The 25,423-nt window shown below is 43.2% G+C and carries 21 protein-coding genes and 2 tRNA genes; 14 read left to right on the top strand and 9 right to left on the bottom strand.

Translation table 11 applies throughout. The annotated features are described in order from the left end of the window. Positions 1–48: 48 nt before the first annotated feature. From SP90_RS04365 to SP90_RS04340, 6 genes are all read left to right on the top strand, one after another. Positions 49–1,911, top strand: a complete 1,863-nt coding sequence (locus tag SP90_RS04365) for a TRAP transporter large permease (RefSeq protein ID WP_066852992.1) — start codon at positions 49–51, stop codon at positions 1,909–1,911. Between the two features lie 82 nt (positions 1,912–1,993). Beyond that, the gene (gene hpsH / locus SP90_RS04360; RefSeq protein WP_066852990.1) at positions 1,994–2,908 is read left to right on the top strand and encodes a (2S)-3-sulfopropanediol dehydratase activating enzyme; all 915 of its coding nucleotides are present in this window, start codon (positions 1,994–1,996) and stop codon (positions 2,906–2,908) included. Between the two features lie 110 nt (positions 2,909–3,018). Continuing rightward, the gene (locus tag SP90_RS04355) at positions 3,019–4,413 is read left to right on the top strand and encodes a sigma-54 interaction domain-containing protein (RefSeq protein ID WP_066852988.1); all 1,395 of its coding nucleotides are present in this window, start codon (positions 3,019–3,021) and stop codon (positions 4,411–4,413) included. A 23-nt stretch (positions 4,414–4,436) separates the two neighbouring features. Then, complete coding sequence (locus tag SP90_RS04350) at positions 4,437–5,174, top strand: sulfite exporter TauE/SafE family protein (protein WP_066852986.1); 738 nt, start codon at positions 4,437–4,439, stop codon at positions 5,172–5,174. A gap of 344 nt (positions 5,175–5,518) precedes the next feature. After that, entirely contained in the window at positions 5,519–6,082 is a 564-nt protein-coding gene (locus tag SP90_RS04345) for a DUF4125 family protein (RefSeq protein ID WP_157471185.1), read from the top strand. 23 nt (positions 6,083–6,105) lie between these two features. Beyond that, positions 6,106–7,059, top strand: coding sequence for a DUF4037 domain-containing protein (locus SP90_RS04340; protein ID WP_066852982.1), 954 nt, complete (start codon positions 6,106–6,108; stop codon positions 7,057–7,059). 186 nt (positions 7,060–7,245) lie between these two features. Here the strand turns inward: SP90_RS04340 and SP90_RS04335 are convergent, their stop codons facing one another. Continuing rightward, positions 7,246–7,857 (bottom strand): TetR/AcrR family transcriptional regulator, encoded by a 612-nt coding sequence (locus SP90_RS04335; protein WP_066852981.1) that lies wholly within the window; start codon positions 7,855–7,857, stop codon positions 7,246–7,248. 752 nt (positions 7,858–8,609) lie between these two features. Here SP90_RS04335 and SP90_RS04330 point away from each other — a divergent pair. Further along, positions 8,610–9,092, top strand: coding sequence for a SycD/LcrH family type III secretion system chaperone (locus SP90_RS04330; RefSeq protein WP_066852979.1), 483 nt, complete (start codon positions 8,610–8,612; stop codon positions 9,090–9,092). 21 nt (positions 9,093–9,113) lie between these two features. Further along, entirely contained in the window at positions 9,114–9,734 is a 621-nt protein-coding gene (locus SP90_RS04325; RefSeq protein WP_066852977.1) for a hypothetical protein, read from the top strand. Between the two features lie 76 nt (positions 9,735–9,810). Here the strand turns inward: SP90_RS04325 and SP90_RS04320 are convergent, their stop codons facing one another. Together SP90_RS04320 and SP90_RS04315 are read right to left on the bottom strand one after the other, a co-directional pair. Next, positions 9,811–11,055: a sigma-54 interaction domain-containing protein gene (locus SP90_RS04320; RefSeq protein WP_066852975.1), complete on the bottom strand. Its 1,245-nt coding sequence runs from the start codon at positions 11,053–11,055 to the stop codon at positions 9,811–9,813. A 58-nt stretch (positions 11,056–11,113) separates the two neighbouring features. Then, positions 11,114–11,443: an STAS domain-containing protein gene (locus SP90_RS04315; RefSeq protein ID WP_066852973.1), complete on the bottom strand. Its 330-nt coding sequence runs from the start codon at positions 11,441–11,443 to the stop codon at positions 11,114–11,116. A gap of 105 nt (positions 11,444–11,548) precedes the next feature. On the opposite strand from SP90_RS04315, the gene SP90_RS04310 reads away from it, so the two are divergent. Further along, positions 11,549–13,507 (top strand): SpoIIE family protein phosphatase, encoded by a 1,959-nt coding sequence (locus SP90_RS04310; RefSeq protein ID WP_082936291.1) that lies wholly within the window; start codon positions 11,549–11,551, stop codon positions 13,505–13,507. A gap of 52 nt (positions 13,508–13,559) precedes the next feature. Here the strand turns inward: SP90_RS04310 and SP90_RS04305 are convergent, their stop codons facing one another. Both SP90_RS04305 and larB read right to left on the bottom strand, forming a co-directional pair. Beyond that, entirely contained in the window at positions 13,560–14,540 is a 981-nt protein-coding gene (locus tag SP90_RS04305; RefSeq protein ID WP_066852969.1) for an arginine N-succinyltransferase, read from the bottom strand. Between the two features lie 518 nt (positions 14,541–15,058). Beyond that, positions 15,059–15,784: a nickel pincer cofactor biosynthesis protein LarB gene (gene larB, locus SP90_RS04300; RefSeq protein ID WP_066852967.1), complete on the bottom strand. Its 726-nt coding sequence runs from the start codon at positions 15,782–15,784 to the stop codon at positions 15,059–15,061. Between the two features lie 157 nt (positions 15,785–15,941). Between larB and SP90_RS04295 the strand changes: the two genes are divergently transcribed. Both SP90_RS04295 and SP90_RS04290 read left to right on the top strand, forming a co-directional pair. Further along, positions 15,942–16,016 (top strand) — tRNA-Gln (locus tag SP90_RS04295). Positions 16,017–16,154: 138 nt separating this feature from the next. Then, positions 16,155–16,232, top strand: a tRNA-Glu gene (locus SP90_RS04290). A 95-nt stretch (positions 16,233–16,327) separates the two neighbouring features. On the opposite strand, the gene SP90_RS04285 is transcribed toward SP90_RS04290, so the two are convergent. The 4 genes from SP90_RS04285 to SP90_RS04270 all read right to left on the bottom strand — a co-directional run bounded on the left by SP90_RS04285 (position 16,328) and on the right by SP90_RS04270 (position 20,158). Next, positions 16,328–17,455, bottom strand: coding sequence for a tyrosine-type recombinase/integrase (locus SP90_RS04285; protein WP_066852965.1), 1,128 nt, complete (start codon positions 17,453–17,455; stop codon positions 16,328–16,330). A 46-nt stretch (positions 17,456–17,501) separates the two neighbouring features. After that, entirely contained in the window at positions 17,502–17,765 is a 264-nt protein-coding gene (locus tag SP90_RS04280; RefSeq protein WP_066852963.1) for a helix-turn-helix domain-containing protein, read from the bottom strand. A gap of 159 nt (positions 17,766–17,924) precedes the next feature. Continuing rightward, a complete protein-coding gene (locus SP90_RS04275) occupies positions 17,925–19,004 on the bottom strand; it encodes a site-specific integrase (RefSeq protein ID WP_066852961.1) in 1,080 nt (359 codons plus the stop codon). A 221-nt stretch (positions 19,005–19,225) separates the two neighbouring features. Continuing rightward, positions 19,226–20,158, bottom strand: coding sequence for a phage integrase N-terminal domain-containing protein (locus SP90_RS04270; protein WP_066852959.1), 933 nt, complete (start codon positions 20,156–20,158; stop codon positions 19,226–19,228). An 884-nt stretch (positions 20,159–21,042) separates the two neighbouring features. Here SP90_RS04270 and SP90_RS04265 point away from each other — a divergent pair. From SP90_RS04265 to SP90_RS04255, 3 genes are all read left to right on the top strand, one after another. Then, the gene (locus SP90_RS04265) at positions 21,043–21,351 is read left to right on the top strand and encodes an ankyrin repeat domain-containing protein (RefSeq protein WP_066852957.1); all 309 of its coding nucleotides are present in this window, start codon (positions 21,043–21,045) and stop codon (positions 21,349–21,351) included. A 246-nt stretch (positions 21,352–21,597) separates the two neighbouring features. Then, positions 21,598–23,469 (top strand): ATP-dependent nuclease, encoded by a 1,872-nt coding sequence (locus SP90_RS04260; protein ID WP_066852955.1) that lies wholly within the window; start codon positions 21,598–21,600, stop codon positions 23,467–23,469. Beyond that, positions 23,466–25,397, top strand: a complete 1,932-nt coding sequence (locus tag SP90_RS04255) for a UvrD-helicase domain-containing protein (RefSeq protein ID WP_066852953.1) — start codon at positions 23,466–23,468, stop codon at positions 25,395–25,397. Before SP90_RS04260 ends, SP90_RS04255 begins: the two co-directional genes overlap by 4 nt. The last annotated feature ends 26 nt before the right edge of the window (positions 25,398–25,423 follow it).

Genomic DNA, 25,423 nt, shown 5'->3' with positions numbered 1-25,423 from the left:
CTTCAGGTCTGCCCCGTTTTACATTACGGTTCTGCACTAGGAGAAATAATGACAACTCTTTCCCAGACAGCAGAAAAGAAGTCCTGGCTTGCATGGCTGGACGACAATTTTGAGAAACCGTTTCTTTTTACGGGGATGCTCAGCATCATTCTCATTATTACTTTTCAGACTTTCTATAGATATATTGGAGCGTACTTTTCATCCGATGCCAGTGCGGCAATTTGGACTGAAGAGCTCGCTCGTTTCATTTTTATTTGGATTTCATATCTTGCTATTCCGGTAGCTATTAAGAACCGCAACAATATTCGTGTAGACATCGTATACGATCGGCTCCCTGCTCGACTGCAGAAAATGAGCTGGGTTGTAGTAGATCTGTGCTTCCTGATTCTTGTTGCTGTTGTGTTCTACATGGGCTTGAACCATCTTGAGATGCTCCTTGAGTATCCACAGGTGGCACCAGCTACAAACATGAGCTACTTTATTCCTTACCTCATTCTTCCGATCGGCTTTGCGCTGATGGGCATCCGTCTGCTTCAGGACTTATATGCTCAGGCAAAAGAATGTGGTCTGGTTGATACTCTTCTCGGTGTTGCATTCACAGCAGCTATTGCAGCTCCGGTTCTTATCAGTGAAGATCTGAACACCCTTCCGGTTTTGTTCGGTTACTTCCTTCTTTTCCTCGTAATTGGTGTACCGATTTCCATCGGCCTTGGTCTCGCAGCGACTGCAACCATTTACGCAACAGGAACTCTGCCGATTGAATATGTTGCACAGATTACATTCACATCAATCGACAGTTTCCCGATCATGGCTATCCCGTTCTTTATTGCAGCGGGTGTGTTCATGGGTGCTGGTGGCCTTTCCAAACGCCTTTTGAACCTTGCTGATGAAATGCTTGGTTCTTTGCACGGCGGTATGGCACTGGCTACTATTGCTACTTGTATGTTCTTCGCAGCTATCTCCGGCTCCGGTCCTGCGACTGTAGCAGCGATTGGTTCTTTGACCATTCCGGCGATGGTTGAGCGCGGATACGATAAGCTCTTTGCAGCAGCGATCGTTGCTGCGTCCGGTGCTATCGGCGTAATGATTCCGCCTTCTAACCCGTTTGTTGTATATGGTGTATCTGCTCAGGTATCCATTGGTAAGCTCTTCATGGGTGGTATTGTACCGGGGGTTCTTACCGGTCTTGCTCTTATGACCTACGCTTACATTTACTCCAGAAAACGTGGTTGGAAAGGCGAACAGCGTGAACGTAATGCATCCACTTTCATGCGTGCGTTCTGGGATGCCAAGTGGGCACTCATGGTTCCAGTAATTATCCTTGGTGGTATTTACGGTGGTATCATGACTCCTACCGAAGCAGCAGCGCTTGCAGCGTTTTACGGTCTTGTTGTTGGTGTGTTCGTATACCGCGAACTTAACTTCACCAACCTGGTACCAAGCTTCATGGAAGCTTGTTCCACATCTGCGATCGTAATCGTACTGATGGCTATGGCTACCATTTTTGGTAACATCATGACCATTGAGCAGGTTCCTACAACAATTGCAAATGCGATGATGAGCCTCACCAGCAACAAGCTGATGATTCTCTTCCTCATCAACATTCTGCTTCTGATTGTTGGTACCTTCATGGAAGCTCTTGCAGCTATCGTTATTCTTACCCCGATCCTTTTACCTATCGTTATGAAGGTCGGTGTAGATCCTGTCCACTTCGGTATTGTAATGGTTGTTAACCTTGCTGTTGGCTTCGTAACCCCGCCTGTAGGTGTAAACCTCTTTGTTGCGAGTGGTGTTGCCGATGCTAAGATCGAAAAGCTTTCCAAAGTGGCAATGCCGCTGGTTGGCCTCATGATCGCGGTTCTCTTGCTCATTACTTACTGTCCGGCAATTCCTTTGCTTTTTGTAGACTAACTCTTGGACGGACGCTCGTGCGCCTATACGGGCGTCCGTTTTTTCGAATCGGGCAAACTGCTTAAATTACAGGATTACTACAATGACTCAAAAAGAAATTTTAGAAACAACTGGTCAAGTCTTTAACATTCAGAAATATTCTGTCCATGATGGTCCGGGCATTCGCACAGTTGTTTTCCTGAAGGGGTGTCCCCTTTCTTGTAAGTGGTGTAGTAACCCGGAATCACAATCGTTTAAGCCGGAGCTTGCCTACAACTCAGGCAAGTGCCTGACTCTTTCAAAGTGCCTGCGCTGTGCTGAAGTTTGCACAGCCGGCTCTCTTACTCAGGGCGATGACGATAAAATTGCTGTAAACTGGGATACCTGCACTAACTGTATGGCGTGTGCCGAGGCGTGTCCTGCTGGCGCACTGATTAGCTACGGTGAAGAGATGACAGTAAAGAAAGCCATCGATTCCGTAGAAAAAGACGCCATGTTCTACGCACGTTCCGGTGGTGGTCTTACCCTTGGTGGCGGCGAGCCTTTTGCTCAGCCTAAGTTTGCTATTGCCTTGCTTAAAGAAGCAAAACGCCGTTACATTAAAACAGCAGTTGAAACATGCGGTCATGTTCAGACAGAAACTCTCGTAGAAGCAGGAAAGTACCTGAACTACGTGATGATGGACATCAAAAGCATGGATCCTGAGAAGCACAAAGAATTTTGCGGTGTAACCAACGAACTTCTCCTGAAGAACATTAAAGCGCTGCGCGAAGCTCATCCAAAGCTTAAAATCCGCATTCGCACACCGGTTATCCCGGGCTTTAATGATACTCCTGAAGACATTCAGGCAATCGTTGATTTCATCAAAGACCTTGACGTTGAATATGAATTGCTCGCATACCACCGCCTTGGTACTCAGAAGTACACGAACTTAGGTCGTGAGTACCCAATGGGCGAAGTATCTCTCGCTAACGAAGTGTTCTTACCTCTCGTGGAGATTGCTAAGCAAATCGGTTAATATTCAATGTAAGGAAAGTACCTTCGCACTTCGGGGGAAACCTGTTTTAAAGTACCTGTCTATGCGGGCTGAATGTCAGCCCGCACAGGCAGTATCTCAGGGAGAAGGGTATGGATACCTATCTGGATAAAATCGGAGCCTCTGTCCGGCACGTTTTTGAAGTATTGGACGATGGCATCTATATTACGGATAAGGACGGCAAGACGCTGTTCGTTAACTCCATGTATGAACGCCTCACCGGTCTGACGGAAGGTGAATTGCGTGGTAAGGATGTCCGGTACCTGAAAGACAGTGGCATCTTTGATGCAGTCCTGAACCCAGAGATAGTAAAAACGGGTAAGCCCGCAACCGTCGTACAGCAGCTTAAAACCGGCAAGCGCCTTGTTTTACGCGGCTTTCCTGTTTTTGACGATGACGGTGAACTCATCCTTGTTGTAACACTTGCACGCGACATTACCCTTATCGGGCAAATGCGTAAGCAGATTGCGCAGCAAAAAGAACAAATTTCTCTTTTCTCAAAGCAGCTTGCACACCTGACCTCTCAGGATTCTACAGATAATAATCCTGATAATATGTTCTATGATTCTCAGGTGCAGCAGCTTGTTTCTCTTATTAAACGTATTGCCGAAACTGACGCCACCATGCTTTTGCTTGGTGAAACAGGTGTGGGTAAAGACTGGTTTGCGCGTCTTGCCCATGACAGCAGCCCGCGCAGGGACGAAATGTTTCTGAAGGTTGACTGTGGCAGTATTTCTGAAAATCTTATTGAATCTGAACTGTTCGGCTATGCTCCTGGCGCATTTACCGGTGCGACATCCAAAGGAAAGCCTGGCCATTTTGAAATGGCGAACCGCGGTACCGTATTTCTTGATGAAATAGGTGAATTGCCCCTTTCCATGCAGGCAAAGCTGTTGCGTGTTCTGCAGGATCAGGAAGTTGTCCGAGTAGGTGCTTCTGTTGCGAAAAAAGTGGATGTTCGCATTATCGCTGCAACAAACCGCAATCTTGAAGAAGAAGTCCGCAAAGGGAATTTCCGTAGCGACTTGTTCTACCGTCTGCGTGTTGCTGTTGTGGATATTCCACCGCTTCGTGAGCGTACAGAAATGATTCCGGGTCTTGTTGAACATTTCCTCTCTATCTACGGAGAGAAATATAAGAAAGATATCACATGCGCCCGTGATGCCATGCAGCTGCTGTTGAAATACCGCTGGCCTGGTAACATCCGTGAATTGGAAAACCTTGTTCAGAGCCTTGTGGTTACTCTTGAGCATTCAGAGATTTCCGCAAATGATCTGCCACCGTCCATCAATTCCAGACACCCTATGGACTGTCTGCCGAATGTGGAGCTTGATTCCAAAGATCAGGGTAAATCGTTGAAAGAGATCATGGCAGAGCTTGAACGACGTGTTATTCAGCAAGCGCTTGATACCTATGGTTCCGTCAACAAAGCTTCCGAAGTTCTGAAAGTAAACAGAACTACTATTTTCCGTAAGATGAAGCAGTAGTTTTCCTGTCGGATAATCACGAGATGGAACATATTCTTTTTATTGCGATGGGGTGGTTTGTCGGCGGCTTTATTAACGGCCTTGCCGGATTTGGCGCAGCAATGGTTGCGATGCCGATCATCAGTTATGTGATGGACGTGTCAGTTCTTGTACCAAGTGCAACCATGATTGTTCTTACACTGAACTGCCATGCAGGCTGGATTTACCGTAAGCACATTGAATGGAAGTATACAAAACCGCTGCTTATCGGAGCGGTACCCGGAGTGGTGCTGAGCGCGTATGCGCTGCAATTTGTCCCCGAACAATTACTTCGGTTCGGGATGGGAGCGTTTGTTGCCTTTTACGCTATCTGGAGTTTGGTTTTTAAATCAAAGGAAGACAGAGTAGTAAATCCCGCATGGGGATATGTGGCAGGCGTAATGTCCAGTTCTCTTGGAATGGCATTCAGCTTCAACGGCCCGCCTCTTGCAGTATACACTGCATACTGCGGGTGTCCGAAGAATGCTGTTAAGGCCATTATCAGTGCCGGATTTATTCTTACAGGTGTGTTGATTGTAGGCACTCAAGTGGCAGTTGGAAATATAGATACCTATGCTCTGACGATTTATGCTGCATCAGTACCGGCTGTGGTAATCGGCAGTAAGCTTGGAATTTATTGTTCTGCATATATTTCCGAAGCATCGTACAGAAAATTTTTCTTTGTGCTGATGGCGATTCTTGGTTTGAAGATTGCCGGAAGCGCAGCACAGTTTTTATTATAAACGAGGTCGCTGCAAGGCTATTGAGATTTTCATTACAGAATAAGTGTTTTACGTATACTTTCTGTGACCAGTTTATAATATTTTATGTGGCATGGTTCATGCCGTACATAACTCCCGTTTGACTAAGCCGGTTTTGTTGCTCCTACGTGTGCTGAGCAGCAGAACCGGCTTAAGTGGTTTTTACGCTCCTGTTCATGAAAATATCATTATTTCCCGTTGGCCTCTTCACAATGTATGTCGTTAGGTGTACCTGAGTTAGTAAGGGTTCCTAATAAGTGTTTCAGACGCTTGTACGCATACAACACATAGTGTGGTCATGGTAATCATCAGGAAGGTATGTGGATATGACTGAAGATGTAGGTAGAGAAGAACGTATTGCGGATGTTATTGAACGAGAACTGGCTATGTTCTTGAACACAAAAAATATGGGCGGCCCAGCCTCCTGTCAGGAAAATCCGGATATGTTCCGCAAGTGGCGCTGGATGATTTTTTCTGTGCTGTCAGATGAATATATTGCGTCATATCGTGATGATCTTATTGAAGCAGAGCGCACAGGACGTAACCTGATGATGGAGAAATATGCCCGCATGGATAACCTTATTCCGTGTGTTTCTCCGAATATTGATAAAGTGCGCAAAATTACGGTTACAGAACGTGTCTGGATGGAACAGCTGCTCAAGGAGTTTCCTTTGTTGTTCCCTCAATCTCTTGCACGCTTTGATATGTATTTTCCGGCAGAAATGGAAACAGTCTCAGAGCGGAGCCTTGATCTGTATCAGGCGTGTATTGATGCTGCCCTCCAGCGTGGGGAAAACCTTGCAAGAAAGCGGTATGCTAATTTTTACGAGAAAATGGGCATGGGCACACTTGAAGAGCTAGAAGCACGTAGGCGTGAAAAACTTCAATAGGACTACATAGAGAAGGGAGAGCCATGCAGGGGTTAGCATTATCCAGAGAATTTTATGCCGAAATAGCTGCGCCTATACTTCATAATGAGCTGCCGAGTTATGTAAACCAGCTTGCCGTAGGGCTTGTGGGTGAAGGGTCAGAGTGTTTCGGCTTTGATGATGAATACTCACAGGATCATGACTGGGGAGCAGGTATTTGTGTCTGGGCGCCAGAGCAGATGGCTGTAAAGTTGGAGCCGCTTCTAGAACCTGTTTTTGCCCGTTTTCCTTCAACGTTCAAAGGATACCCTGTTCGTATGGCACCCAAGTTCCGCAACGGACGTGTAGGGTTATTTTCCATTGAAGGGTTCTACAGACGTTTCATAAACAGCAGTCAGCCGCTTTCAACTTGGCAGCAATGGTACACCGTGCCGGAATATTTTCTTGCAGTTGCCACAAATGGAGAAGTGTTTGCTGATCCGGAAGGTGAATTCAGCGCGTTCAGGCAATCACTGTTGGACTTTTATCCTCAGGATGTCATGAAGAAAAAGCTCGCAGCGCGTTTTGCAACAATGGCGCAGAGCGGCCAGTATAACTTGCTTCGCATGCTGAAGCGTAATGATACTGCGGCAGCGTTTCTTGCTGCTTCCCGTTTTGTGGAGTCTACAATAGGGGCATTGTACCTCATGCACGGAAAGTACATGCCGTTCTATAAATGGGCCTTTCGTGGCATGAAAGACTTACCGGATGGCAATCTTATCGCCGGCAAACTTAGCAATGTTCTTTCGCTCAATTTGCAGCAGGGGGCAGGAATTGTTGCAACTGCAGAAGCAGCTGTGGAAGAAGTATGTGTTGATATGATGACTCTTTTACAGAAAAAAGGGCTTAGCCGGAGTAAAGAAAGCTGGTTAATGGCTCAGGCGGAAATGATCCAAAGTCAGATTGAAAATCCGCAAATTCGAAACTTGCCTGTGCTGCACGGCATACAATGCAGTTAGCATAGGTTGCTCGTAGAATACATAAAATCCGTTGAAGTCTTACAGAAGACTTCAACGGATTTTTTATTGTACGGCGAGTACTGATACCATGCTCGTTTAGTAGTGTACTGTTCAGCAAAAAACTGAACAGTTCGCGCCGGCAAAAGGCCGGACGGGAGCATATGTATCATAGAAAGCTAACTAGTGTTATTTTTTGCCGGTTCCCACAATACGTAAGAAGTGTCGCGGGATTTCCTTAAGAAGCGTTTTTGCACGATCTTCGCCTACATGGAATGGCATTCTTCCTGAGATATAGAGGCTGAGTAATCCATGTATCTGAGACCATGACATAAAAAGTGCCTCTTCCACGGTACAGTCGGGGAAGTGCCCGGCATCAATAGCTCGTTCCACAGCATTGCGAACCATGCCGAGTACGGCCTCATAGCCTTTTACGGGTACAGTTCCGTCTTCAGCGAGCTGGATAGGCATGTGGAACATGAGGTCGTAGTATTCCCAGTAGTCAACGCCAAAACTGCCGTATTCTACGGCCAGATCTGACAGATGCAGGATAGGGTCAGGGTTAACCTCAAGGCGTGATAGCCGGTTAAGAAGAAGTTGGTAGCCTTCTGCGCGGAGCTGGTCCAGCAGTTCTTCTTTGTTTTTTACGTACCGGTAGATGAGTGCCGGACTGTAATTTACTTTTGCAGCAATGCGTCGCATGGAAACATTGCCTACACCCTCTTTAGAAAACAATTCACGGGCTGCATCAAGTATGAGACGGCGCTTTTCTGATTGTTCCGGTGTCCAGTCTTTATTCATTAAAACTCCCATTTGCAGACATACGGTGCTTATCTATGAACGAGTGCAGTATGCCTTCGAGTTCCCCTAGTATACGAAGGCAGGAATTTGTAGAAAAATTATATTCTAACGCAGTTCCTGATACACAAATTCATACCGTATCTGTCCATTTATATATAGTAAGCAAGTGGCTACGTAAATGTTCTTTCAACAATATATTAACCAGATAGAAGCAATTGGCATGTTTCTATAATTATAGCAGGTGATTGCGTTGTAAAGTTTCGATAATGTCGTAACTCAGTTCCGTGCTGCATATAGGTAAACCCTATGCATAGAGTACGGTGTTTTTTCAGCGGCAAGAACGTGTTGCGGCAAATGTATGCTTGTAGGAGGCATGGTGTTGCTATGTATCTACCTGCTAATATTCTTTAAATATGTACTCTGTCTGGTTCTGTAGAAAATAAAACAATAAAGAGTGGCTATATAGTATAACCTAGTGTCATGTTTTAAGCGGCAATATAGAAAGTGTGTTCTGCACAGAGAGCAGAACAGTGCCATTACTCGGCAGGCGGAATATGTTTTAAGACGTAACATGCGATGTTTATTGGTAGGTAGAATAAATCTATATAGAATTGATGGAAAGAAGATAGCCGGTTGCTGCAATTAAAATAGGTACATTGGAATTGTTATCAAACGGTAACTAATTCTTCATAGTCAGTTCATACAATAAGTTTAGATGGACTGGCGTATTATATGGAATACTGGAGACAGGAATGACGCAATCAATAGACGACGTCCCGTTTACGGTGCAGGCTGTTGGAGCCTTGGCAGAGAGTGCACTGCGTGGTGATATTATTCTTAAGGAAGAGCTGGGAGTTACAGATGGGCAGATGGAAGCCATGTATGCTGTTGCCTATCATCAGCTTCAGGAAGGACAGCTGGATGGTGCCATAAAAACATTTAGTGTTTTGTCCATGTTGAACCCCAAAGAGTATAAATACGTTTTGGGAATCGCATCCTGCTTTCATGCAAAAGGTGAGCACGAGCTTGCCGGAATGTATTATATTATTGCCAGCGGGTTGGGAGATGATGACCCCGTACCATTTTTGCATGCTGCAGAATGTATGCTGGCGAAAAACAATGTGGAGTCTGCACATAACGCATTGCGTCTGGCTATTGAGCTGGCAGGTACAAAGCCGCAATATGCCCCTATGCGGAAACGGGCTGAGATTATGCTTGAAGAGATTTACGGTTAATTAGTGCCAGTGAGGAATACCATGCAGGAAAAAGTAGTTTCAATATATTCAGTAACAGAAGCTGACGCAACGTTGATATCATCTGTGTCTCCTTGTCTTCCTCCGCCATCCAATCCTATGGATTTTGGCGGTGCAAGTGAGCTGTTATCGCACGTGGAAGCATTAGCGCAGCTTTTTTCCAGAATGGCGTTATCTGACAATGTGCAAGAAGGTCGCAAGGTGCAACCAGAGAGGAGTATGCCTCAATTTTTCACGGCAGGAAAAAGTAATCAAGTGTCCTCTATCGTGTTTGCTGCAAGCTATGCCGCAGTTGCGTCTACAGCAGTGCGTCTTCTGCAGAGAGAAGAGCAAGGTACGATGAAGAATCTACAGAAGGAGGGCGTTTCGTCGTTGAGATTGATGCCTCCTTATCAGCCTGCATTGCCTAAACCGCTACATACCCTTGTTCCTGTGTCTTCCGCCAAGGTGTTACCTTGTACGGAAGAGCGGAGTGCAGTCAAAAGTAAAATGATGATAGACGGGCGGATAGCGCAAGGTCATCATGTTGTTTTTAGAAACGTTGTGAGGCAGACGCTGGAAGTGTTGCAACAATTTGTAGATGCGCAGAAGAAGGCTGAGGAAGCAGCCTCAGGGCATAGTTGAAAGCGTTAGCGGGGTTGAGATGTGTCTCTGGCTGGAGCGTTGAAAAAAGCGGGAGTACGCTGTTTATCATTGTGGATCAGGACGTTATCCCATGCCGTTTAAGCTTTTTGCGTAGCCCTTCCCGTGAAATTCCCAGAAGTCGTGCAGCTTCTGACTTGTTCTCTTTTGCTTGCTTCAGCGCAATCTTAATCAACTGAATTTCAGCATCCTTGAGTGTCATAAGTTCAAGATTGGAAAGAGAAGCTTTCTTTTCAAAATGCTCTGCGGCCAGTTGCAGTTCAGGTGACAGGTCGGCAACCTCGATTGTTTCATGCTGCGAAAGCACAACGGCGCGGGCGACTTCGTTTTCGAGTTGACGGACGTTTCCCGGCCAGTTGTAATCCACAAGTGTTTTCATGGCTTGCTGAGAAAAACCGCGGATTTCTCGTCCCATACGTACTACTGATTTTTCAAGAAAATGCTTTACAAGCAGGGGAATGTCGTCAGGGCGCTGGCGTAACGGCGGGATTTCGAGTCTCAGGACGTTCAATCTGTAAAAAAGATCTTCTCTGAACGTGCCTTCTTCCACCATCGTTCGTAAGTCTTTGTGAGTCGCTGCAACAAGGCGGGTATCGATTTTGATGGTTTTTCTGCCCCCCACTCGTTCAACTTCTCCGTTTTCAATAACGCGCAATATTTTTGCCTGACTGGAAAGCGGCATGTCACCGATTTCATCAAGAAAAATAGTACCACCGTCGGCCTGCTCAAATCTGCCTATTCTTTCGCCGACACCGGAAGCAACGCCTTTTTCAATCCCAAATAGTTCACTTTCCAACAATGTATCAGGGATAGCAGAACAGTTCAGCGCAACATATGCACCAGAGGCACGTATGCTTGAGTAGTGCAGAGTCTTTGCTACAAGTTCTTTGCCTGCTCCGGTTTCTCCGGCTATCAGCACGGTAACTGGTGTGTCAGCAACGCGGTCAATCTGCGAGAGTATTGTCTGCATTTTGCTGTTTGCACCAATGATGTTCACTGGCTGGTATTTTTCCTGAAGATCCCGTTTTAATGAGGTGTTTTCACTTGCCAGTAATGCGCGTGCCTGCTCCAGTTTGTCGCGGGTAGCTGTCAGTTCTTCGATAATCTGCTCTAAGTGAAATTCTCGTGCTTCAAGCTTAACAAGCATAAGTCCGAATGCTTCTGCAAGTTCAGATACCATCGCCGGATTATTTTCTGCTCCGGTAAGCGTGTACAAGTTTCGAGCTTGATCGTAATGGCCTTTAGCTATTGAATCGCAAACAGCCAGTAGTTGCTCATACGTTGCAGGGTTGGAGAGGGGCATGATGAAATCCTTTTGCAGGGATAATAGAAAGCAGTACTACTGGGTGTAGTGCATGTAGTTAGTTTTTGAGTGCTGCATCGCACGTGTCGAAAATGGGGAACATACCTTTGAATCCGGAAATGGTGAATACTTCTTCGACTATTCCATGCAGTCCGCAGAAACGTATTTCACCACACCCTGTGCGGATTTTTTTAGCAAGAAACAGTATGCTTCTGAGTCCTGCAGAGCTGATGTATTCTACGTTATCCATATCAACGACAGCGTTGCACATTCCTTTTTCAAAAAGTGCTGCACATTCTTTTTCAAATTCAGAGGAGTGGACAGCATCCATGCGGCCACTTATCTGTAAAATGAAAAAATTATCTTTTTTGACAACGTCGAATTGCATAAAAAACTCCTATATAATCTTTACGGATGTTTAAATACTATTGTAAGGGAAGTTAAAGGTCAACTGCGTCTGTTAATCGTTTATGATGTGAAGATGTTATGAGTTATGAATTACAAAGTATCAATTAGAACAAGAACGATGTTTTTGCTGGCACTTGTTATTGCAGCAACTGCACTGCCGCTGATTTACTTTACAGAAGAAAGTGCAAGTGTTGCAATGCGCAATGCAGAAGAGAGATCTCTTTCTAATATTATGCGGCTTGTCGAGTTAAATATAGATAGTAGTTATTCAAAACTACTGTCAGATAAATTTATAACCGCTACAGAAAGGAAGGCTAACTTACGTCAAACTGCAAGGCGTATACGAATTTTCTTAAATGAATTGCCTGAAGGTGATACTGAGGCATCCATAAAAATGGTTAATTCATTTAATGAACAGCCAGAATCAGCTACGCGAGTCTATTTGTATGATAAAAATGGTTCACTGTTGTCCGGTTGTGTAGACAGGGATGCAGAGTATTCATTGCATCATGTTACCGACATGAAGAATCGCAAGTTGGCAGCTGTTGCAAAGCCGGACAAGTTACCTCCGGAGGGTGCGTTTTCCGTATTTCAGCATGTAGGAGGAACACAGGAAGCGAAGTCAGTGGTCTATTTTCTACCTATCACAGATAAAGGGTGGACTATTGGCGTATTTGCTTCTCTGGCGGATATACAAGCAATTGTAGATACACAACTTGCTAATATTATTTCCTCTCTTGATCGTGCCTTTTCTAAGATTTCTGTGTATCGAACTGGATATATAACGCTTTTTTCCGGCTCCGGTGATGTGATGATTAATACATCCAGCACTGCGATTAGTCCGTTATTGCAGAAAAAAATTATTGCAGCAGCAGAGAATGGATTGAAGCGGATGAGCATACAGAAGGACGGAGTAGGACAAATTGAGCTCAGATTTGTGTATGTTCGTGCGTTGGACTGGTATGTGCTTGTGGCAGCACCAGTTTCAGAAATTGAGCTGCCGGCACGCATGCTGGTTAACCAGCAGCTGCAGCTTATTGCTGTCATCGCTGCCTGCGTTTTAATATTTGCGTTATTCACTGCGAAGCGTCTTACCAGACCGATAGAAGTACTCTCCAGTTTTGCCCGACGATTGCCACGTCAGGATTTTACCAATCATTCTGCCATTGATAAGCTTACCCTTGAGTTGCCTATACGGCGTAACGATGAGGTGGGGGATCTGGCTCGTTCCATTCAGTTTATGTGTAAAGAACTGAACACCAGTGTAAAGAGCATGATGGATGCGACTGCTGCAAAGGAACGCATCCAAAGTGAGCTTTCTGTTGCACGTGAGATACAGGAAGGCATGCTTCCAAAGACATTTCCTGCGTTTCCAGATCGTACCGAATTTACGCTCTATGCTGCACTCGACTCTGCCGAAGAAGTCGGGGGAGATTTGTACGACTTCTTTTTCATCGATGATGATCATCTTTGCCTTGTTGTAGGAGACGTCTCAGATAAGGGCGTCCCAGCCTCGTTGTATATGGCAGTTACTGTGACCCTGATCCGATCTACAATGCAGGAGCAGGTTCCATTACATAGCGCAATGGAAAAGATTAATGATGTCTTGAGTCAGGATAACCCGAAAAGCATGTTTGTAACCTTGTTTATCGGTGTATTAAATGTCCGCACTGGTAAGATGGAATTTGTTAGCGGTGGTCACCTTCCACCAGTTCTGGTGCATGATGGAACTGCGCAAGAAGTCAGAGGAGTCAGCGGGCTTGTTGTCGGTGGAATGGAAGGATGTACGTATACACCGTTTGAGCTGCAGCTTGAAAAGGGAGATACACTGTTCCTCTACACTGACGGAGTGACTGAAGCTATGGACAATGACAAGGCATTGTATGGCACACCACGTTTACTGCAGTTGATGGAGGAGAAGAGCACGCTTCGCCTCGGTGACCTGCTGTATGAGGTGCGAAGAAATGTGGATGCGTTCAGTAAAGGAGCACCGCAGTCTGATGATATAACCATGCTGGTGCTGCGTTACAACGGTATTGAATAAATAAAAGGCTCCCGCCAATCCAGGGAACGGGAGCCTTTTTTATTGCGAGCGCTTAACAGCGTGGTGCTATGAAAACCTTGCTGTCTTCGTTCAGCCTGAGCGCTTCGCAGATATTGTCACGGATAACGGCGGTGCCGTTCTGGAACCCGCAATGAGCCATGGCTCCGTAAAATTCGCCGTTTTCATTGACAGTTGCCATCAGATGAATGTCGCCTTTTATGCTTCCGCGACATGCGGAGTGCCATGCACCACTTTGCAGTGGTGTAAGGTCTTCACGTGCAGCCTTATAGTAGAGAGCCCCGTCAACAGGGTCTACTCTGTTCTGGAACGTAAAGCCCAGCTTTTTTGCAAGATGTTGCGACCCGCGGGATGAAAGAGATACGGAAGTTTCACAGATGCGTGCTTTGGCGCATCCGTACGACAGTTCGTACTCATACGGGAACATATCTAAAAAGCTGCGGTCATTTTCAGCAATACGTTTATAGGCTTCAGGAAACTCCATTCCAGTAAATTTTTTTCCGAAACAATCCCAGAAGTGACATTGTCCCTTTGTGTTGATTTTCCCCAGCAGTTCAAGGACAAAAGTATCGGTAAATCGCTCTGGTTTTATTCCTGCGTAGAGTAGGCGGACATGTCCCAGCTGTGAGCCGAGCTTGTAGTGGGTATTGCGGAAAATATCATCAACGAGCAAGCCGCCCAGTCCGCTATAGCGTGTAGTGTCTACACCGCGTCGGTAGGTTTGAGTGCCGTCATTATCTATCACGTCAAGATAGTGTTGGGGCCGCTCTGCTGATGTGTATGATCCGAAGAGGCTGGAAGCACCGGCAAGCTGTTTTGTAGCAAGATCTTCACATACAAACTGGTATTCAGATTTTTCCGGTGGCAGAAGGCCTGCAAACGATTGTTGACTGGTCTCAATGCGTTTTGCAAGCACGTCCGGATTTGCTTGCAGGTTCAGCAGCGGTGCTTGACTCGCAAGACGACATAGTTCGTCATGATCTTCCGGGCGTGCTCCTCGCACAATAAATCGCATAGCTAATCCTACTCGTACTAAAATATTAATCCGCTTTTGGGAGCTTGAGCCAGATTTTCGATGGAAAGACAAACTTCATCGTTGGGTTCTGGTAGCTCAAGATGCGGGGTGAAGCCAATCTTCTCAGCAGTAAGAAGATTGAGTGCAAGATTTCGGAATGACATTATCAACCATTGAAAATAAATGCTGTGTTGTTCATGGTGAAGACAATGCGTCCCATTCTAAATTGTATTATTCAGTAAGTTTGTCGATGCAGAGCCAGAGACAATTTGAGACATCATAAGCAACTGTTGTACCAATATAAAATTTCGTAAGTGGAAATCTGATTTCAAAAGTTGCTATAGTGGGAAGAAGTCTTAGAAAGCGCACGCCAGATGCTTCGTAACCAAACATAACTTGTTACGAATGTGGCTGTTTTTTATACGCGGAAGAAGGTGATGTGTGGCAACTTTGGAGTATTCTCTTTATATAGTGTGCCAACTTTAGAGGCAACCTGTTGTTCAGAGATGCTTGTGGTGTTATCGGTTTATGGCCATAAAGTTGATAATATGCGCCTGATATCCTGCACCAAAACCGTTGTCGATGTTAACAACGGATACTCCAGGTGCGCATCCGTTAAGCATTGTCATCAATGCCGCCACCCCGCCAAGTCCAGTTCCATAGCCAATACTGGTTGGAACAGCGATTACCGGTGCATGACTGAGTCCTGCCACAACCGTTGGCAGGGCGCCATCCATACCGGCAACAGCAACAATGGCGGATGCTTTGGGAAAGTCTTGAGCTGCTGAAAAAGCACGGTGTACACCAGCTACTCCGCAGTCAAAGTGACGTATGACGTTACTGCCGAGAAACTCTGCTGTTTGTGCTGCTTCTTCTGCTATGGAATAATCAGAAGTTCCTGCGTTGATAACAATGACGCAGCCGCACTGTTCTTTGTTTGTTTTTTCCAGACGCAATACTCTGGAAACGGGATCGAACTGCACGCAGGGAAATGTCTTTTTGACAGCAAGATAGTGCTGTTCGTTGGCGCGAGTTCCCAGGCATTCTCCATGCGCTTCAATCATCTTTTCAAATATGACAGCAGTTTGTTCAGGAGTTTTACCTTCACAGAAGATAACTTCAGGACAACCAGTGCGTCGTGTCCTGTCTATATCTAACTGAGTATGATTGCTGATAAAACACGATGATTGCTGCAATGACTGTTGGGCTGTTTGCGCAGTGGCGCATTTATTTTTTGTGGTCATCTGGGAAGTATCCTTATTCCTGAATCCGTGGCGTAGAGCGTATTGTGTACGGTGGATTTGGTAGAAGTGCAATGCGGGGTGGGAAGGAAAATTTCATTTAAATGCATTTCTGAGTTGACAAGAAAAAGCAATTTCCATAAAAACACCTCTCACTTGCTGGGCTATCGTTCAATTGGCAGGACGACGGGTTCTGGCTCCGTTAATCAAGGTTCGAGTCCTTGTAGCCCAGCCAAATTTTTTCTATCAATGCATTCTGCTTCGTTACTTCGAAAAATTTATATTCTCATGTAGGGATATCTACACTTCGAACATAAATTTTCCTCGAGCCTTGCATAATACATCGCTAGAAAAAAATTACTATTTTCGACGCGTCCCCATCGTCTAGCCTGGCCCAGGACACCTGCCTTTCACGCAGGCGACGGGGGTTCAAATCCCCCTGGGGACGCCAAGTATATCAAGCACTTACGCGCATGCGTAAGTGCTTTTTTACGTTTTTAGCCATAGAGGTGTAAGCCCAAGGTGTAAGTTTTCAAATTTCTATTTTTAAGCCACATTTGCGTCACCTTTTTCTTCCAGCGTTTTCACTTCATTATTCATACTAGCCTCTGCCGCCACTGAACTGAGAATACCTACAGCTGCATTGTTTCTGTACTGCTTGCGTAAGTACTTGTCTGTTTGATGAGTAGATTTGTGTCGAAGCAGTTCCTTAACATCCATAAGGCACGCACCATTTGTATGAGCAAGTGTTCCTGCTAGTGCTCGAATCCCATGAACACCAAAAGGGATGATTTGGGCTTCAGCACAAAGTTTTTTTAGCCAGCGCATGTGAAGACCTGCTTCAAGTTGTATCCCAGAAAAAACATAAGAACGTTTGCTGCCTACTTGCAGTTTATATTCTTTTAGTTTGGTGGCTAGTTCCGTTGCCATTGGGATTAGGTCACAGCTTTCGATGCGGTCTCTTCTTTTTCGGGTACGCAAACCTATTTGTTCACCAATAAACTTCACATCAGCCCATGTAAGGCGGCGCATTTCGACGCGCCTAGCTCCGGTCATAAGTAAAGTAAACAGTACAAGGTAGTGCTGCGGTTCATCGCTTTTTGCTGCCAGCTTCAATACTTTAAGCATATCTTCAAGCGGCGGCATGTAATGAGGTTCTTCTTTTGTTGTCGCTGCCTTTGGAAGCCTACAGAATGGATTTACTTCTGGCATTTCTAAGTAATCAATACCCCAGTTCCAGCCCGCTTTCAGATTCTTGATCTGTCTATCAACATTTTTCCCTGAATAGCGTTGCTTGAGGATATTGAAAACATCAAGAATGTCTTTTTTGCGCACATCAGCGACTAGCATGTTGGGATTAACAACTTTTGTTTCAAAGAACCTTTTGAAGGCACGCTGTTTTTCTTTTGCTAGTTTGCAGTTTTCGTCTGTGAATGTATTGAATGCGTGCGTTATGTACATTTCAGCCCATTCACCAACTTTAAGCTCACTAAAGTTTTTATGCCTTGTTTCTGCCTCCTGATCCGCAAGTTCTAACCTTTTCCGTTCTTCATTTTGCCATTGAATTGCTTCACGTTTGCGATCAAAATTCTTTGTCTTTCTGTGAAGTTTTCCATTGCAGTCGGTGAAGTGAACTTGTCCTTTCCATTTTTTGTTTTTCATTTGGAAAGCCATATTGTTTTTTCCTTATATGAAAAACTGCTTATTCCTATCTAACAGCCTAAAACAAATCGAACTTTGAATGCAACTTTTTTCTACGATGAGTATTTTGTACTTTAATTTTATCTTCAGAATGATGTGCTGAAGACAACTTCATTTGATCGTTGATATAAGAATCAACTGCTTCTTTAGGGTAGCGTAGTGCTTTTTTACCAATATAAAATGCACAAAGCTTTTTTTTCATATCAGAACGCCTTACAAGGCTTTCTGAGCAATTTAATAATGTTGCAACTTCTTTTGTTGTTAGGTTCTTAGGGTCTGACATAGGCAGATTTCCATTACTGTGCCGTTTTATTATACAAGGTACGACTTAAACTTGTTTCATAAGATCCCCTTATTAGAAGAAATGATTAGGACACTCGTCCTTCGCACAACGCTTTTTTGGTGCTAACCAATAAGCATAGACTACATTGATAATGAAAAATCAAGGTCTTACATTAAAATATTTAACTTTTTTTCGTATATTGTTCGCAGAAGCTAGTTTTAAGATAAGCTTAAGCAAATCATAATACACAGAAGTAAGCTGTTCCCATGCAACTTGATGCTCTTGGAAGTGGGTCAGTGCACGGTAAAGAATTGCTACGCATGAAGATGGGATTGGACACTTGCTAGTTGTAGATCCATAAACCGCTAGAATATGTGTCACCAGACATCCTTCGATCAATTCCTCGAAGCTTTCACCAGCCAAGTGCGTTGAAGCGTCTTTGTTTTTTTTCACAAATAGCTTCGTAGTGCTCAGGCTTGAATGGCGGAGATGCTTTTGAATAAGGTCTAGACAATTGTCATTGTTCAAAGCAAAGCGTGCTTTTAGTGTGCGCAGGGCGTCGATTGTAAACGATTTAATTTTTGCATCGTTACAAAGAGGCCTTAACTTGTTCCTGTCTGCTGCCACTAGTGGGTGTGCTGAAAAAAGTTCACTATAGCGCTTGTTTTTTATAGCGAAATCAACAAGAAGATTAACCATGTATTCTGGTATATCTACTTCTTCAATTTGAGCGTTTCGAGTTCCACGTTTATGGGTTCGAAGCTTGATGACATTGTTTACTTGGTCGATATCTGTAAAATGCAGAAAGCGCATATTTGTTTTACTTGCATTCACAATCATACAAAGAAGCATGATGAGCTGTTCTTCTTTAGTCGCGAGACTGAATGCATTGATGACATCGTCAGATTTCGGTGCATATTGAGCTTTACTATTAACTTTTTTCCTTTTGATTGTTGCAAAAGGGTTTTGGGCTTTGATTAATCCCATGGATAGAAGCCAAGTCCACATAGCAGAAAGCTCAGTCAGTTTCCTGTTGTAGGTTGATGGCTTAAGCCCAGCGCACATAGTTTCGACAAGTGTTTCCGCTTGCTTAGTGCTAAGTGTTGTTAAATCAAGATTGTTCTCTATTAGAATGTTGTTGAAACTGCTGACAGTCCTTTTTTTGTTTTTTGCCACACTTGGTGCAAATTCTTTTGCAGAAAAGATGATGTATAAATCAGCTAATAATTTTTTTTTCATATAAACTCCTTTTTTTGTGGGCTTTAATTTTTTTTGCCCAATCGATAAGCATAGACTGCTTTTCAGATTGAAAATCAAGAGCATTTGAAAAATAAGTGCATATTTTATTGCATCAACCTGAAATAACTTAAAAATTTTTTTAAGAAAAGATCACTCGGCGTTCCATGACTTATGTAACACACTGCATTACTGATGCAGTGCAGTGGTTTTTTGCTGTGATGCTACCCATGTATCGATCCCAGATAGCTAGCAGTGACTTCACCTCGATTATGTCCGAGTTCATGGGCAAGGATTACGACGGCTCGGTCATGAACCTTGCGCCATTGCGAACCGTATTCGTCGTAGGCTGCTTGTCTAAAAGATGCTGGATTGCTGTGTAAGCAGGGTGCGTCTAGATTAGTTAATTCACGGTATCGACGGTGAGCAAAACCATGTCTGAGTCCATATAAAGATGCACCACAGGCTGCGATGGATAGTCCCAACGCTGTTACAACCTTATATACGTATTTTTCCCAGTTTGCCTCGGATGTAGTATCCGGCATGCTGTTGCCGTACTTTCCGATATATGGTGCCAGCCCTTTCACTGCTTCAATTTGCTCTTTGGTAGCGTCATGTATGATACGATCCCTACCACCCTTTGTACCTGCTGAAATATAGATCCGTCCGTCAGGTAGTAACGCGACATCAGGGTTAATTTTACGCGCTTCTTCTGGGCGCAGCCCAAGTTCATTCATGGCAATCAATTGATGACCAATGCGGCAGTGGCGTTCTGAACCAGCGAGAAGATGATCTTTTACTGCCTGATAAATTGCAGCAGGAACTGCACGAGATCTGGTTGGGATTGTGGATCGTTTTCCAATGCCGAATGCAGAATTTTCTTTGTGAAGACTGACGTTGCCATATGCCTTAGCAACAGAACGAATGCTGCCGACATACGCCTTTATCGTTGAAATTTTCTTTCCTTGGCGCAACCATTCTTCAACTGCGACTGCAACATGTTTATTGGTGATGTTGGTCCAGTGTTGTGGTCGATAGCCAAGCTGAAACAGCAGCTTTGCGAAACGCATTGCTTGTGCTTTGTTAGTGTATTGGGTTTTTCTTGAACCCGTTAATTTAGCATTTGCTATGCCGTATAAAAGTGTGTTCTTGGACATAATAAAAATTCCTTTTTAGTATCGTTATACTACTTAGAAAGACGGAATGTTAGGTCCAGAACAAATTTATTTGCAAAAAGTAAAACGCCTATCCATGTGGATAGGCGTTTTTGTTAGTTCAGCTGACTGTAAATTTGACGCACCTGTAGTGCCCTTCTTTTTTGTAATAATGCTTTATGACGATAAAGCTTTTTCCCGATATATATCACCGTATCATTTTACTAGTATTACGTGCTGTGCGTCAGCATGCACAGCTGGGGATGGTTAATCCGATAGCTACAGCAGTGTCTATCACTGTGTTTTGTAATAGCCAAAAAACGTAATTTTATAATGAACGAACGTATTCTTTTTACGAACGGGTAGGTGGGAAATAGACGATGGCGGGCCACCGTAAGTCGACTGGTATATTCGCCAGTGTAATAAAGAAAGTAACAATCATCAGCGTTTCGCTGGCAAAATGTCCTCTGTCTGTTTCACGAAACAGACAGGGACAAAAATGTCTTCCGTGAAAGGAAGGCCTCCAAAAATAAAGAAAACATTTCGGGTAGGTCGTAGTGACCATGCCGGGAAACCAAGATCCAAACCGCCTAAATAGGCACGGGCAAATGGCACCCCTTCAAATCAACATCCAACCACCTAAATAGGTACGGGGTAATGATTTGGATAGGTAAAACCTATGTTGTGTTCATACTACATTAAAGATGTGAATGTAAGTTTTCTGCAGAACATATTTATATCTGTTAGAAATAAAGTTTATGCCCATGTAATGTTTATTTATGCGCATTCTTCAATCAGAAGATGAAATGAGTATTCTTTTGTGTTGACTTCAGACCGCAATATCGAGCTATGGTGCAACAAAATTAATACAGGAGGACATATTCTATATGCTAGACTATTCAGATTGTATTGAACGTGATGACGTTGGTAAAGTTAAGAAGATGCTGAAAAGAAAATTGATTTCACCGTATTATTTTACAGAAGAAGATTGTTTCATTACGCCAATTGCTACTGCAGCACACCATGGTTCTATAGGTTGCTTGTTACTTTTATGTTCGCATGGTGCTGTTACTAATTTGCGAACAACAAAAAAACAAACTTTGTCACCATTAGTTGCAGCGATTGTAAGTAATCAGCCAAGGTATATTAAAATACAGATGCTGAAAATTTTGCAGGAAAATGGATGTCGATTTTAGGGTGAAGTGGCTTTTTGATGACTGAAGGAAGATGACAGCACCATCTTCTTAAGGAAAGGATAATGACAGAACCACTTATAGTTTAATTCTTAAAAAGCTTAGTGACTAGTTAGTTACTAAGCTTTTTTTATTTCAATCTTGCAGCGTGTTATTTCTTAGTTTCTAAATTAAAAGTAAGTACTTGCTCTTGATCAGTGTGTAATAATCATGGGATGTTGTATGAAAAGTATAAAGTGATGAGGTGTTATGTATCTTGCGAAGTTAAGCTTGTGGGATTTCCGGAAGTTCGGACACAACGGAAATAAGCCCGGTGTGTCAGTGGTATTTAATGAATGTTTAAATGTTCTGATTGGCGAGAATGATTCGGGAAAAACTGCAATCATTGACGCAATACGATTAGTGCTGGGAACTCATAGTCGAGAGTGGTTTTCAGTTGAAGATGACGATTTCCATGTTAAAGGTGGGGTTCGATCTGATGAAATAAAGATAGAATGCGTGTTTCAAGGATTCACGACTAAAGAAGCGTCAAATTTTCTTGAATGGGTTGATATTCAAGAATTAGAAGATGGACCTGAGTATTCTCTTACAGTTCGCTTGAAAATAAAGCGGGCTGATGGGCGCTTTATTAAAGAATTGAAAGCTGGAGCAGATAGTGATGGCAGTTCGTTGCCAACTGACGCTTTAGAGCTTTTGAAAGTCATTTATTTAAAACCACTGCGTGACGCTGATAGTGAGCTTACGTCTGGGCGTAGGTCGCGCTTAGCTCAAATTTTAAAAGCACATCCAGTTTTTATAAAGAAGGATGATTCTGCACATCCCATTGAGGATATAGTTAAGGGTGCTAATGAAAAAATAAAAACCTACTTTCACGATGACGAAAATTATCCAGAAGCAACTAAGCTTGTTGGCACAATAAATAAGTATTTAAATGAATTTTTTTCAAAAAAAGATCAACACAGCGCTGATATAAGTATTTCTGGAAGTGAACTGCATGAAATTTTACATCGACTTAGCTTGGTATACGATGGGGAAAAGGCAGGCTTAGGATCCCAAAATTTATTATATATAGCAGCAGAATTACTTCTAGCCCAATCAACATTGCAGCATGGCTTACAATTGAGCTTGATTGAAGAACTTGAGGCCCATTTGCACCCTCAAGCTCAATTACGTCTAATTAATTACTTGGAAGAACATTCAACTGGGCAGCTAATTCTTACAACCCACAGCACGACACTAGCCTGCAGTATCAAGCTTGAGAACTTGATTATTTGTAAGGACGGAAAATTATATCCGATGGGAGCTGATTATACTGGGCTAGATCGTAAGAACTACGATTTTCTTGAACGCTTTTTAGATGCAACCAAAGCAAATCTTTTTTTTGCGAAAGGGGTTATTCTTGTTGAAGGGGATGCTGAAAATCTTTTGCTTCCAACGATTGCGCGCATCATTGGTTACCCATTACATCACTATGGAGTTTCTGTAGTGAATGTTGGTAGTACTGGCTTCTTACATTACGCAAAAATTTTTGAAAGAAAAAACGGTACAAATATGGGAATACCAGTGTCTGTTGTTACAGATCTTGATATTAAACCATTGAGTGTGGCCAATGAGGAAAAAGAAAAAGACAAGCTCACGGCTAATGACATTCAGAAGCTTAAGAAAAACAAATATAACAGCTTAGTTGACCACTATACATTTGCACAAGTTAAGCCTTTTATAGCTCCCAACTGGACGCTTGAATATGAAATTGCTCTTGCTAAAGATTTCTATAAGTCATTTGTTCGTTCTTTACTTCGTGCAAAGAAAATTGGAACTTCAAAATATGGCATTCTACGGCAAGATAGTGAGGAGCGGTTAAAGAAAGAAATCAAAGAGCTATTAAAGGTAGTTGAAGATCTTTCATCCGAAGAAGCGGCGAAGCTTATTTATAACGATACAATGCTGACGCAAAATATTTCAAAAGCAATTACTGCTCAAGTTTTTGCAAGAGCGTTAGATCAAAGATATTCTAAACACCCTAGGATGGTTAGGGAGAAATTAACATCATGCGATGAGTTATCGTATTTAGTTGATGCCATTTCTTATGCGACTGGTCAGAATATCGAGAACGGATCATGATTAGAATTGAAGACAGTGACATTAACTATGCTGAAAAAAAGCTACTTCCTGAAGAATGCACTTTTGATGATGAAAGGCGGCAATTTATACGCTCTATGAGTTCATGCGATGTTGTTGCATGTCCCGGAAGTGGAAAAACCACTGCACTCTTAGCAAAGTTGATAATCTTACAAAGAAAAATGCCTTTCCAAAGTGGCGGTGGAATTTGTGTTTTAACACATACTAATGTTGCAATTGATGAGGTAAAAAATCGTCTTGGCGCTGCTGCAGGAAGCTTAATGGCTTACCCTAATTTTTTTGGGACAATTCAAGCTTTTACTAATAGATTTTTAGGAACCCCCTGTTTTCGTGAAGTTTATGGAATGCGTCCTTCTATTATTGACACCAGTAGATACCTACAGCAACTTGCAAAGGAGTGTAGAGCTTCAAGTGTTTCAGGATGGCTTTATCAGAAACTTCGTACTGGGCACTATGCAGACTTGGATGAACTGCTAGCGGGTGTAAGATATGACCCTTGTAGTAAACAAGCAGACTTGTCAAAGCTTAGATTAAAGGATGCAACGAGGCCTACTCATAAAAAAATTACTGCTTGTTGCCAACATACTGTTGAAAGTGGTGTTATTAGTTATGAACAAGCTTATGTGCTTGCCCAGCATTATATCAAACAGCATCCTTGCATCTCGGAACTTATTTCTAAACGTTTTAGATATGTTCTCATTGATGAGATGCAAGACACAGATGAAAAGCAACTTGCGTTGTTAGATACTCTGTTTTCAGACAATACCAATGTGGTGCTTCAGCGAGTCGGGGATCCAAACCAAGCCATCTTTAATAGTGTCAAGGGTGGCGAAATGACGTGGATGCCTAGGAAAGAAACACTGTCATTTTCAAATTCGATGAGGTTTGGGGATAATATTGCAAATCCGTTAACATCCGTCCGATTGCGGAATGATATTCCATTATCCGGAAACCCAGAAATTTCTTCTAAGGCACCATACCTGATAACTTATGATGATTCTAATGTTGAGAATGTTGTCGAGGCATTTGGTCAGCTTGTACAAAATGTTTTGCTTGACGATCCAACAATTATAGAACGCATTAATTCACCAGTGATAAAAGCTGTTGGCTGGGTCGGAAAAGTTAAAAAAGGTGTTTCGATCCCTAGTTATCACCCTACGTTTAAAAGAGTTAGTAAAAAGGAAAGTGAGTACTTCAACTTCTATTCGTACTTTATTGCATATGAAGGCGAATATTGTAATTCCGCAAACCCCAAAGCTTTTAATGAGCTTTTTTGGGCTGGCTTTTTTCAGGGAACAAAAGATTTTTTTAGAAAACAAAACTGTAAGACCCCCAAGCAGGCTGAGAAGTGGATTAAGGCTCAGTCATTGAAAAGTTGGAAAAAAATTAGACAATACATTTCAAAAGCAGTGCTAAAGCTCACCTCAGGAGTGGAATTGCTGGAAGTTTATCAGTCTATGGTCTCTAGCTTGGGAGCAGACATTTTTTGTAAGTCGCATTTCTTTAGAGGGGAATTACCTGTTTTTTTCACGGATACAGCCTCTGACCCTAACTGTAAGTTTGACCCTGAATGTAATGAATTTTCATGCAGTACGGCTTTGAACATCTCGGTTGGAACAGTGCATTCTGTAAAGGGAGAAACTCATACTGCCACCCTGTTAATGGAATCGAAAAATGACCGAAAGCATGATTCTGAATATCTAATAGACTTTTTGAAAGGGAGCGCTCCCCAAAAAGCGTTTGGGGTTTACCAGAAAGCTTGCTTAAAAATAGCTCATGTCGCTATGAGTAGGCCTACTCACTTGTTTGCGATGGCTTGCCATGTTGACAGAATAAAAGGACACGAAGTTGGTCTGAAGAAAAATAACTGGCAATTAATTTCTGCTAATGAATTGCTTGGAATTGAGTAAAATCTAAAGTCTATCTTATTATAATT

The organism is Halodesulfovibrio spirochaetisodalis, assembly GCF_001672295.1.
Lineage (GTDB): Bacteria > Desulfobacterota > Desulfovibrionia > Desulfovibrionales > Desulfovibrionaceae > Halodesulfovibrio > Halodesulfovibrio spirochaetisodalis.
Note: the sequence above shows the minus strand (reverse complement) of the source record. Positions and strands in the feature narration are given on the sequence as shown.